At 62.7% G+C, this 11,079-nt stretch carries 13 protein-coding genes; 10 read left to right on the top strand and 3 right to left on the bottom strand.

What is annotated here, in order from left to right:
• Positions 1 to 305, top strand: a 305-nt coding sequence (locus tag VL15_RS35990) for a YadA C-terminal domain-containing protein (RefSeq protein WP_048251537.1), incomplete at its 5' end; no start/stop codon positions are given.
• A 92-nt stretch (positions 306 to 397) separates the two neighbouring features.
• Positions 398 to 1,222: an EAL domain-containing protein gene (locus VL15_RS35985; protein WP_196319665.1), complete on the top strand. Its 825-nt coding sequence runs from the start codon at positions 398 to 400 to the stop codon at positions 1,220 to 1,222.
• 167 nt (positions 1,223 to 1,389) lie between these two features.
• On the opposite strand, the gene VL15_RS35980 is transcribed toward VL15_RS35985, so the two are convergent.
• Together VL15_RS35980 and VL15_RS42355 are read right to left on the bottom strand one after the other, a co-directional pair.
• Positions 1,390 to 2,073, bottom strand: coding sequence for a GntR family transcriptional regulator (locus VL15_RS35980; RefSeq protein WP_048251536.1), 684 nt, complete (start codon positions 2,071 to 2,073; stop codon positions 1,390 to 1,392).
• 363 nt (positions 2,074 to 2,436) lie between these two features.
• The gene (locus VL15_RS42355; RefSeq protein WP_155420368.1) at positions 2,437 to 2,640 is read right to left on the bottom strand and encodes a hypothetical protein; all 204 of its coding nucleotides are present in this window, start codon (positions 2,638 to 2,640) and stop codon (positions 2,437 to 2,439) included.
• A gap of 219 nt (positions 2,641 to 2,859) precedes the next feature.
• On the opposite strand from VL15_RS42355, the gene VL15_RS35975 reads away from it, so the two are divergent.
• From VL15_RS35975 to groL, 3 genes are all read left to right on the top strand, one after another.
• Positions 2,860 to 3,630 carry a response regulator transcription factor gene (locus tag VL15_RS35975; RefSeq protein ID WP_048251548.1) on the top strand — a complete coding sequence of 257 codons (771 nt, stop codon included), beginning with the start codon at positions 2,860 to 2,862 and terminating at the stop codon, positions 3,628 to 3,630.
• Positions 3,631 to 4,519: 889 nt separating this feature from the next.
• On the top strand, positions 4,520 to 4,813 hold the full coding sequence (gene groES / locus VL15_RS35970; protein WP_048251535.1) for a co-chaperone GroES: 294 nt from the start codon (positions 4,520 to 4,522) through the stop codon (positions 4,811 to 4,813).
• A 46-nt stretch (positions 4,814 to 4,859) separates the two neighbouring features.
• Positions 4,860 to 6,500 (top strand): chaperonin GroEL, encoded by a 1,641-nt coding sequence (gene groL, locus VL15_RS35965; RefSeq protein ID WP_048251534.1) that lies wholly within the window; start codon positions 4,860 to 4,862, stop codon positions 6,498 to 6,500.
• 144 nt (positions 6,501 to 6,644) lie between these two features.
• Here groL and VL15_RS35960 read toward each other — a convergent pair whose 3' ends face one another.
• Positions 6,645 to 7,511: a hydroxymethylpyrimidine/phosphomethylpyrimidine kinase gene (locus tag VL15_RS35960; protein WP_048251533.1), complete on the bottom strand. Its 867-nt coding sequence runs from the start codon at positions 7,509 to 7,511 to the stop codon at positions 6,645 to 6,647.
• Positions 7,512 to 7,765: 254 nt separating this feature from the next.
• On the opposite strand from VL15_RS35960, the gene VL15_RS35955 reads away from it, so the two are divergent.
• The 5 genes from VL15_RS35955 (at position 7,766) to pyrR (ending at position 11,051) form a co-directional block, all read left to right on the top strand.
• A complete protein-coding gene (locus VL15_RS35955; RefSeq protein WP_004186709.1) occupies positions 7,766 to 7,936 on the top strand; it encodes a rubredoxin in 171 nt (56 codons plus the stop codon).
• 104 nt (positions 7,937 to 8,040) lie between these two features.
• Positions 8,041 to 9,342: a hypothetical protein gene (locus VL15_RS35950; protein WP_048251532.1), complete on the top strand. Its 1,302-nt coding sequence runs from the start codon at positions 8,041 to 8,043 to the stop codon at positions 9,340 to 9,342.
• A gap of 182 nt (positions 9,343 to 9,524) precedes the next feature.
• Positions 9,525 to 10,103, top strand: a complete 579-nt coding sequence (locus tag VL15_RS35945; RefSeq protein ID WP_011351143.1) for a YqgE/AlgH family protein — start codon at positions 9,525 to 9,527, stop codon at positions 10,101 to 10,103.
• Positions 10,100 to 10,549, top strand: coding sequence for a Holliday junction resolvase RuvX (gene ruvX, locus VL15_RS35940; protein WP_048251531.1), 450 nt, complete (start codon positions 10,100 to 10,102; stop codon positions 10,547 to 10,549). The genes VL15_RS35945 and ruvX overlap by 4 nt, the downstream gene beginning before the upstream one ends.
• Positions 10,536 to 11,051 (top strand): bifunctional pyr operon transcriptional regulator/uracil phosphoribosyltransferase PyrR, encoded by a 516-nt coding sequence (gene pyrR, locus VL15_RS35935; protein WP_048251530.1) that lies wholly within the window; start codon positions 10,536 to 10,538, stop codon positions 11,049 to 11,051. The genes ruvX and pyrR overlap by 14 nt, the downstream gene beginning before the upstream one ends.
• Positions 11,052 to 11,079: the final 28 nt, after the last annotated feature.

Here is an 11,079-nt window from a genome sequence, read left to right as displayed (position 1 = left end):
CGACGCTGTCGACGGCGCTGTCGGGCCAGCAGGCGCAGATCAACTCGCTGGGTTCGCAATTGCAGCAGACCGACCAGATGGCGAAGCAGGGTATCGCGGCCGTCGGCGCGATGGCGTCGATCCCGCAGCTCGATCGCGACGCCAACTTCGGCATGGGGGTCGGTACGTCGACCTTCCTCGGCCAGAAGGCGATGGCGGTCAACATGCAGGCGCGCATCACCGACAACCTGAAGGCGTCGATCAACGGCGGTTTCAGCGGCGGCCAGCGGGTGATCGGTGCCGGCATGCTGTATCAGTGGAAGTAGTCGCGTGTTCATGCACTGACTGACGGAGAGCCCGGGCAACAGCAAGCCCGGGCGACCGTAAGGCTGTGTCAGCAGGCACCGGAGAATCTGACGTGCGTGCATTGGAGATCGCTTTGGACAGTACGGCAGTGCATCGCAACTATGGTGATCTTGTCGACGATGCGGAGCTTGGGCTGGCTCGGAAAGAATTCTTTTTCGTGTATCAGCCCAAGCTCCGCCTTGAGGCCGGATTGCTGTCCGGGTTCGAGTCGTTGATACGATGGCATCATCCGGAACATGGTGTGTTGATGCCATCGGTATTCATTGATCTTGTCGAAGATTCATATCTGACGAGCCAGTTCACTGATTACGTCATGATGGAATCTGCGCGGGTGCTCGCCAGTTGGGCTGCTCTCGGATATGGTGGCTTGTCGCTGTCTGTCAATTTGCCTGCCCGTGAAATTACGCGGCCGGGAGCGGAAAAAAGACTGTCCTCGATTCTCGATTCCTGTGCGGTTCGTGCCGGGAATCTTCAAATCGAACTCACGGAATCCATTGACCCGGGCCCAATCGAGACGCTCGCAACTGCCATAGCTTCGATCCGGAACATGGGGGTGAGTGTTGCAATCGATGACTTCGGTTCAGGGTGTTGGTCGCTGACCAAATTGCATCGCCTGGCAGTAGATACGCTCAAGCTGGATCGCTCCTTCATGTGCGATATCCACGAAAATATCGAATCGAGGGCCATGGTGGAAACGCTCGTCGAGCTCGGGCGCCGCTTGAAGAAGCGTGTTGTGATCGAAGGCGTCGAAACCAAGGCTCAGTTCGAGTGGTTGAGCGAAATGACGCAAATTGATTGCCAGGGATATTACATATCCGAGCCCATCCGGGAGGAGCAGGTAGGCGGGTTGATTGAACGGCGCGGAATTCTGTGTTGAATGACGAGTGGTTGTCGACGTCTTGCTCGGTGCTGCTGCTCGACGTCGACGGTAATTCCACAATGTCTGTTCGAGATCGACGGTGTTTCGCCGACATCGCTACGTGCGCGATTGAGCTTGCGCGATATATACCTGGTTGCGGGTGTGCTCAATTCATCGAAGGCATATCAGACCGCAGCTCGCGAGTGATACGGTTCAAAATCAAGAGTAAAGCAGTCCCGCGTAAATGCATCAATGTAGTCCATCATCATGTCTGATGCGAGTTCGGCTTCCTGCTCGTCACCATCAGCTACTGCACGCGCAACTCTCACGTGCTGCAGACTTGCCGACGGCAAATTATTCAACCGTTTGTGATACATGAAGTAAAAGCGCCGGGACAACGCATATAACGGTGCGATAGCCTCGGCAGCGAACCGATTTCGCGAACACTGAGCGATAAGCTGATTGGCCGCATATAGGCTTCTCAAGTAGTCGACAACGTTTTGTGATTCGCCTGCCGCGTCGAGTTTTTCAACGACGTCGCGGATCTGCTCGCGCTCCTCGGGCGATGCACGCCGTGCAGCGCGCCGTGCGATGAGGCGCTCGAGTTCACGGCGTGTTTCGAGCACGAGCAACTGATCATGAATGTTCGGGACAGTGATCATGATGCCGTGACGCGGCACGATCTGAAGCAGATGCGACGCAGCCAGTCGTTGTGCGGCCTCGCGAACCGGCGTTCTCCCCGTATTGAGCTTCTCCGCGAGGGATGCCTCCGACCAGACACTGCCGGGCGCAAGCTCGAGCGTCACGATCAGTTCTTCGAGTTTCTGGTGAGCCTGTTCGGCAAGGGTGGTACCCGTTAGTCCGTTCATGTGTCCGGTGATCCAGCAGAAAATATTACTAACATATTAGCGCGGTCACCCCTCGTTTTCAACACGCTGTAAAGGGGTCAATGCTGGCGAGCGGGTTTACCCGCTTTGACCTCTGTCAAGCGTCTCGATATCCTACTGATATGTCAGTAACATCTGAGTGGCATACTTAATGAACGAGTTGGGCCGAAGATACGGCGGCGTCGTGCCGGACACCGATAGCTCTGCCCAATTCGCTGATCGCTACCGAGGTCGACATGCGCGTCGCTGATATCGGTGCCAGAGTGCGTGGCACGCTCGTGATGATCTGCTGGCTCGGTGAGTGCGGCTTCACTGGAATTGCATACAACATTCGCGAACGGGTGTTCACCTGCGTGATTGCAGCCGCGGGGCTTCGGATGAATGGTCGGCAAGCAAAGTCGGCATCACGCGCGAAATGGGGGCGAAAAGACCCGCTATCTGCCCATGGAGAACTTCGATGGGTGCAGCAAGACTTCCACGCTCGTCGCCGAGCACGTGCTGTTTGAAATAAAGGGCGTCGAATTTATTTTTATCGATATGGGAATGCACGAAAAAATGTGCAGGTATCCGCTCGGGTAGTGTTGTATCGGATCGAGTCGGTCCGTTGTGAGTTGAGTTGAGTTGAAGTTGATGTTGATGTTGAAGTTTGAGTGAGTAAGGTTTCAATCGCTCGGTAGTGGTTAAAAATATTATATTTGTGTTTGTACGTTCGGGCGATCGATTGGAGTGGTTTTAAAATTAATCGTGTCGATGAAGGCTGGGGGTGTTATGAGTATCCTGTTAGTGGAAGGAGATCCGGGTCAGGCGTCAGCATTTGAAAAGGCGCTGCGAGGGTCGAACCGGGAAATTTCGGTGGCGTGCGATAGTGCGCGAGCCGTTCAGTTTCTGAGAAAGAACGTGGTGGAGCTCGTGGTGCTTGACTGGCGAATCCCGGACGCCAGTGGTCTGAATTTGTTGCACTGGATTCGGGCCAATCTTGGAGACGCGCCCGTCGTTTTATTTCTGGCGGCGAGAACGCTTGAGGCAGATATTGCCGCTGCGCTGGATGCCGGGGCCGACGAGTACATCGGCAAGCCCTTTCGTGAGATCGAGTTGATGGCTCGGATCAATGCGCTGCTGCGTCGAAGCGGCCGAAATAAAAAAGCCGATAATAGAGTCGAGGTTGGGGCGTACGTTGTGAATCCGCTTATGCGCACGATAACGCTGCACGGCAAAAACATCGATTTGACTGCGAAGGAATTTTCCTTGGCGAGTTGCCTGTTCAATAATCTTGGAAACGTAGTCTCCCGAGATTCCTTGTCGACGTTGGCATGGGGGCGGACACTGGATGGCACGTCGCGAAGCCTTGACACGCACATCTATCGACTTCGTCAGAAATTGGCGCTTCGCCCGGAAAACGGCTTTCAATTGAGCGCTGTGTATACGCACGGCTATCGGCTCGATATGGTTGACGATTTCTCGATGGCGGAGAATTTCATGGTCCGTGGTCAGGTCGCGCGAGGTTCGATGACTGAGGGTGTCGCTTCCGCGCTGCTTTAAATATGCCAAGTGATTCGCCCGGTTAATGGGGTTTGTAAACTGAAAGTGATCTAAGGTGTTCCTCGTGGTGATTTGGCGAGCGAGATCCCTGCGACCTGACCCTGCGACAAGACGAATTCGATGGGTGGCGGTCGACCAACAGATCGTCCGGATCCTGCGCGGCACCAAGATTCGGGCGGGTTGGTGAGCGATCGGTTCGAGGCGCCGGATGTCACGACCGGTCGGGTGCGGGCTCTCGCACGGCAGTGCATTTTGACCATTGCGCCAACAGGCGGCTTCGGGGCCGGTTGCTTTCTCACAGGCAACCGGCCGACCTCGCTCGGGAGAGGACCTTCGTCCTTCTGGCCGATGTGTGGTCGATCGGGCGTTCACGACTGCCCGTCAAGCGTCGGCTGCGAGGCGGCGAAGCGACAAACTGCTCCGATCCTGAGGCGAGGGCGTCGTGACGAACTGCCTGCGCGTTGATCGCGATCATATGTTTGCACCCCATTTATTCCGGCCGGGCTCGCTCGGGATGTACGGGAATCCCCGAGGTGTCGCGGCCGGTGCTGCATAGCCAGCGCGACGGACCGAACAGGCGACTCTTGCTATCCTCCCGGATACCGCCGCCGTCGCTCGTGGTTTTTGCTAAGATATTGTTTTTGCACAATATATTCCCGTGGATCCCGCCTTTCCCACGTCCCCTCAAGCCCAATCTCAAGCGAACGAAGCTCAGCACCGAGCGCACCTCGCTTCCCGGAAAAATCCTCCGGATCCCCTTCTTGAATTTGTCAAAACCCGTCCATATAATTAGCACTCGCTGCACGAGAGTGCTAACAATTCTCTGCCGGGCGATTTGCCGGGCAGCTTCCCTAAGCGTTCTTCAATCTCAGTCAAGAGAGGAGTGAATATGAACCTTCGTCCTTTGCACGATCGCGTGATCGTCAAGCGCCTGGATCAGGAAACCAAGACCGCGTCGGGCATCGTGATCCCCGAAGCCGCTGCTGAAAAGCCGGATCAAGGCGAGATCCTCGCGGTCGGCCCGGGCAAGCGTGACGACAAGGGTGCACAGATCGCGCTCGACGTGAAGGTCGGCGATCGCGTCCTGTTCGGCAAGTACGCAGGCCAGACCGTGAAGGTCGACGGCCAGGAACTGCTGGTCATGCGCGAAGAAGACATCATGGCCGTGGTCAACGCTAACTAAGCGTCCTCCGACGGTACATATTCCCAAGAATTCAAGGAGTTAGAAGATGGCAGCTAAAGACGTCGTATTCGGCGATTCCGCCCGTTCGAAGATGGTCGAAGGCGTGAACATTCTCGCCAACGCAGTCAAGGTCACGCTGGGTCCGAAGGGCCGCAACGTGGTGCTCGAGCGCAGCTTCGGCGGCCCGACGGTCACCAAGGACGGTGTGTCGGTCGCGAAGGAAATCGAGCTGAAGGACAAGCTCCAGAACATGGGCGCGCAAATGGTCAAGGAAGTCGCTTCCAAGACCAGCGACAACGCAGGCGACGGCACGACGACGGCAACCGTCCTCGCGCAATCGATCGTTCGCGAAGGCATGAAGTACGTCGCATCGGGCATGAACCCGATGGACCTGAAGCGCGGCATCGACAAGGCAGTCGCAGCGGCTGTCGAAGAGCTGAAGAAGATCAGCAAGCCGTGCACGACGAACAAGGAAATCGCACAGGTCGGCTCGATCTCGGCGAACAGCGATTCGTCGATCGGCGATCGCATCGCTGAAGCGATGGACAAGGTCGGCAAGGAAGGCGTGATCACCGTCGAAGACGGCAAGTCGCTGGCCGACGAACTCGACGTCGTCGAAGGCATGCAATTCGACCGCGGCTACCTGTCGCCGTACTTCATCAACAACCCGGACAAGCAAGTCGCCGTCCTCGACAACCCGTTCGTGCTGCTGCACGACAAGAAGGTGTCGAACATCCGTGATCTGCTGCCGGTACTCGAGCAAGTCGCGAAGGCTGGCCGTCCGCTGCTGATCATCGCTGAAGACGTCGAAGGCGAAGCGCTCGCAACGCTGGTCGTCAACAACATCCGTGGCATCCTGAAGACCGTTGCGGTCAAGGCACCGGGCTTCGGCGATCGTCGCAAGGCGATGCTGGAAGACATCGCGATCCTGACCGGCGGTCAAGTCGTCGCGGAAGAAACCGGCCTGACGCTCGAGAAGGCAACGCTGGCAGAACTGGGCCAGGCGAAGCGTATCGAAGTGGGCAAGGAAAACACGACGATCATCGACGGCGCAGGCGAAGCCGTGAACATCGAAGCACGCGTGAAGCAAGTGCGCGCGCAAATCGAAGAAGCGACGTCGGACTACGACCGTGAAAAGCTGCAAGAGCGCGTGGCCAAGCTGGCCGGCGGCGTGGCAGTGATCAAGGTCGGTGCTGCGACCGAAGTCGAAATGAAGGAAAAGAAGGCACGTGTCGAAGACGCACTGCACGCAACGCGCGCAGCTGTGGAAGAAGGCATCGTGGCAGGCGGCGGCGTTGCGCTGATCCGCGCTCGCACCGCGATCGCAGGCCTGACCGGCCTGAACGCTGACCAGAACGCCGGCATCAAGATCGTGCTGCGCGCCATGGAAGAGCCGCTGCGCCAGATCGTCACGAACGGCGGCGAAGAAGCCAGCGTCGTGGTGGCGGCAGTTGCTGCAGGCAGCGGCAACTACGGCTACAACGCAGCGACGGGCGAGTACGTCGACATGGTCGAAGCCGGCGTCGTCGACCCGACCAAGGTCACGCGTACCGCACTGCAGAACGCAGCGTCGGTTGCAGGCCTGCTGCTGACGACGGACGCAGCTGTTGCAGAACTGCCGAAGGAAGATGCACCGATGGCTGGCGGCATGCCGGGCGGCATGGGCGGCATGGGCATGGACATGTAATCGACTTCGGTCGATGGTGTCCGGAACGCGCAGCGATGCGCGTTCCAGCCAAAAGAAAAGACCCGCAGCGATGCGGGTCTTTTTTTATTTGCGCGCGGGATTCGCTGCACGCGCGGGCCGGCGTTCAGGCCCGCCGCGCGCGCTTCAATGCCGGTGCGACGTCCTCGGCACCGGGTCGACCTTCGTGGCCGGCGGCGTGTCCGAGTCTTCGTTGCTGCGCGCCCAGAAGAACCGGTCGGGCATATGTGCACCCATGCCGGGCCGGAACGCGTCGCGCACGGCCTGGTACAGGTACTCCTGCGCCTCGCGGACCGCCTCGGGCGGCTCCTGGCCGTTCGCGAGCAGCGCCGCGATGGCCGCGCCAAGCGTGTCGGTGATGCCCATCAGCCGGTGCGGCGAGCGATCCCACATGTCCTCGCGGAGCTGGCCTTCCTCGCCGTACAGCGTGTTGACGAGCCGGTGCGAGCCCATTTCGGACGACAGGATGTACTCGCAACCCTGCGACAGCAGGTGCGACACGGCCGCGTCGAGATTCGGCGCCTCGGCATCGCCGTCCGGCTGCGCGAGCGCGATCAGCGTCGCGTAGTCGGCGACCAGCAGCGTCGTCTGCGGCGCCAGCAGGTCGGCGATCGATTCGCGCAGGTCGTCGGCTGCCAGCACGTGTTCGTCGTCGAGCGTGAAGTCCGGCGCGAGCACGAGCGGCACGCCGTCGTAGTCGGCGACGACCTCGGCAATCGCGCTCACGACTTCCGCGCGCGTCGCCGCGCCGATCTTGAACGCGGCGACCGGCATGTCCTCGAGCAGCATGCGCGCCTGGGCGGCGACGACGTCGGGATCGAGGCCGGTCACTTCGTCGCAGGCGGCCGAGTCGCGCACGGTGTAGCCCGTCAGGACGGACACGCCGTGACAGCCCATGCTCGCCAGGGTCATCAGATCGGCTTGGAGGCCGGAGCCGCCGGTGGGATCGGACAGGCCGAAGGTGAGGACGATCGGAGGGGCGTTGCTGGACATGTAAAAATGGGGCAAGAGAAAAACGGGAAAGCGACGGGTATGCGGACGGCGAGGCGAAATGGGCTTTTTCGGCCCTGTGTTGCCCGGCAGGCCGCACTTTTCAGCCATTATGCGGCGTAATCCGGCCTGCACGACGGATTTTTTAGCGCAGCGCAACGTAGTTGCCGTACTCCAGCGCGATTGCTAGGCAGTCCGGCCCCGACACGGTACCATCATGGCTCCCGAATTTACCGACTTTCCCGACGCGGCTTAAGATGGAATACAAGAGCTGGATGTGCCTGATTTGTGGCTGGATTTACGACGAAGAAGCCGGGCTGCCGGAAGAGGGCATTGCCCCGGGCACGCGCTGGGAAGACGTCCCGATCAACTGGACGTGTCCCGAATGCGGCGCCCGCAAGGAAGACTTCGAGATGGTCCAGATCTGACCGGACCCTTGGCCCACGGACACACCGCTCAGGCCTCGCATCGGCCCGGCGCTCGCGCGCCGAGGTTCGCGCGAGCGACTCGACGATGACAGGCGCGCGTGTCCATGACGGCCGATCCGGCGAACGTTCCCCAACCTGACGCACTGCCCAACCCGCGTGGCGGGGCGGTGCGCGCGGCCGACGCGTGGCTTGCGACGGCCGCCGACGCATTCGAGCGTCGCGACGACGCAACCACGCCGCTGTCCGCTGCCGCGGCCGTGCTGGCGGAAGCCGGCTGGCTGCCGGCCGCGCGTTTCGCGGGGCAACTGTCGGCCGCAGCGGCGCTCGTCGCCACCGAGCCGACTTCGGCCGGCTGGCGTGCCGCGCTGCGCGATTTTCGCGCGGCCGTCGGGCGCCACAACCTGCGCGAGCTCGCGTGCTCGCCCGTTCTCTTCGAGCATTTCCGTGCGTTGCGTGCGCAAAGCGCCGCCGACTTGCGCGCGAGCGTGCCGCTCGACGCGCTCGCGCTCGTCGGCCGCGCGGTGCCGCCAGCGACGCTGCGGGCGCTGCCCGATGCGTTCGCGACCCGGATACGCGCCCGCTACGAGCAGGCGCTGCTCGGCGTGCTGCGCGCGCAGCACGGCGCGCCCGATGCGGCGCTCGACGAACTCGAGGCGATGCTGGCGGCGCTCACCGACGACGGGCCGTACGATTTCTGGCGGCTCGCGACCGCGTGCCTGCGCGCGCTGCGTGCAAGCGGCGCGCCCGAACTGAAGCGCTTTCTCGCGCGGACGAACCTGCTGCTCGGCGAGCATGCGCAGGGCCGGCGCAGTGCGCCGCCCGAACTCGTGTGCGAGGCGGTTGCGCTGTTGTGGCGCGATTTCGCGCTGTTCGGCGCCGCGGCCGAGGATGTCGCGCTCGTCGACGTGTTGCACGACTACGGGCTGACGGTCGACTGGCACGTCGCCGGCACGCCCGCGTCCGAAGCGCTGTGGGAGGCCGATGCCGCGCGGGCCGAGCACGATGCGGTGGTCGCCGCGCCGACCCGCACGCTCGGCGTCGTGACCGTCAATGCGCATGCCTATGAGGATTTCCTGCAGACGGCCGATGCGTCGATGGTCGATCTCGCGGTCGATCCGGCCGCCGCCGACGCGGGTGCCGCGTGGCACGCGTCCGGCGCCGCCTACCGGGTCGGCACGGCCGCGTGCGCGCTAGGGCTCGGCCACGCGGCGCTGCTGGCCGATACGCTCGGCCTGGCGTGGCGCCGCGCGGCGCACGGCGTGCCGCTCGCGGACGGCGGCCTCGATGCGCACCGTCACGCGTCCGACATGTTGCGCGCGGCGCTGCTCAAGATCGCGGCCGGCGTCGCGCCGCCCGACCTCACCGCGGCGTCCGCGGCGCTTGGCGCGGCGCTCGGCCGGACCTGACGAACAAGGGGACGGACACATGGCGGCGGCCCTTGCCGCGCGGGCCTGCAACACGCTGCCGACAGCGCCCGCGCGCGTGTTAGAGTGCCGTGTGATCCGCGCGCGCCGTTGCCAGCGTGGCGCGGCGTTGCTTGTTGATCGCGGCCCGGTCAGGTCGCGGCGTCTTTGCTAAAATTCAAACCATGTCAAAGCCTTCCGATCGCATCAATCTCACCAACCAGTTCCTGATCGCCATGCCGAACATGGCGGATCCGACGTTTTCGGGAACGGTGGTCTATCTTTGCGATCACAGCGAGCGCGGTGCGCTCGGCCTCGTCATCAATCGTCCCACCGACATCGACCTCGAATCGCTGTTCAACCGCATCGACCTGAAGCTCGACATCGAGCCGTTGCTGCACATTCCCGTGTACTTCGGCGGCCCGGTCCAGACCGAGCGCGGTTTCGTGCTGCACGAGCCGGTGGAAGGCGCGAGCTACAACTCGTCGATGTCCGTCGAAGGCGGGCTGGAGATGACGACGTCGAAGGACGTGCTCGAAGCGGTCGCGACGGGCACCGGCCCGAAGCGCTTCCTGCTGACGCTCGGCCATGCGGGCTGGGGCGCAGGGCAGCTCGAGGAAGAAATTTCCCGCAACGGCTGGCTGACGGTCGCCGCCGATCCGCGCATCGTGTTCGACACGCCGGCTGAAGAGCGCTTCGAAGCCGCACTCGGCCTGCTCGGCGTCAGCTCGTCGATGCTGTCCGGCGAAGCAGGGCACGCATGAGTGGCGCGAGCGCGCGCGATGCGACGCTCATGGCGTTCGACTACGGCGAAAAGCGTATCGGCGTCGCGATCGGCAATGCGCTGACGCGCTCGGCCCGCGCGCTTCTCGTGATCCAGAACCTGAACCGCGAACACCGCTTCAAGGCGGTCGGCGACCTGCTGGCCGAATGGCGGCCGGACGCGCTCGTCGTCGGCCTGCCGATGCATCCGGACGGCACGCCGCACGACATGACGCAGCAGGCGAAGCGCTTCGGCAACCAGCTGAACGGCCGTTTCGGGCTGCCCGTCACGTGGGTCGACGAGCGCTATTCGTCGGTCGAGGCCGAGGCCGGCCTGCGCGAGCGCAACGTGCGCGGCCGCGCCCGGGCCGAGATGCTCGATGCCGAGGCCGCACGCGTCATCCTTCAACAGTATCTCGATCAATTGTCCGACCATGAGCACCATTGATGCCGAGGCGCTTTACCGCGTCCTGCTCGACCAGATTCGCGCCGCGTACGGTACGGCTTTCGCCGAACCGGGCGGCCCGCGCCTCGCCGGCATTTACAGCGGCGGCGCGTGGCTCGCCGAACGTCTCGCGCGCGATCTCGGCGCACCGGCGTTCGGCGTCGTGAACGTCGCGCTGCATCGCGACGACTACGCGAAGAAGGGCCTGCACAGCCAGGCCAGCCCGACGTCGCTGCCGTTCGAGATCGACGGCGCGCGCATCGTGCTCGTCGACGACGTGCTGTACACCGGGCGCACCGTGCGCGCGGCGCTCAACGAGCTGTTCGACTATGGCCGTCCGGCCGCGGTCGAGCTCGCGGTGCTCGCCGATCGCGGCGGCCGCGAGCTGCCGGTCGCCGCGCGTTTCGCGGGCGGCGCGCTCGACGTGCCGGCCGGCGCGACGCTCGTGCTCGCGCGCGACGATGCCGCGCAGTTCACGCTGCGCGTCGAGGCGCACGGCGCCTGATCGGCACGCGAAACCGTATCCCGGGCCG

The sequence above is a fragment of the Burkholderia cepacia genome (genome assembly GCF_001039005.1).
In the GTDB taxonomy this organism is placed as follows: domain Bacteria; phylum Pseudomonadota; class Gammaproteobacteria; order Burkholderiales; family Burkholderiaceae; genus Burkholderia; species Burkholderia theae.
This window is presented reverse-complemented; position numbering and strand designations above follow the sequence as displayed.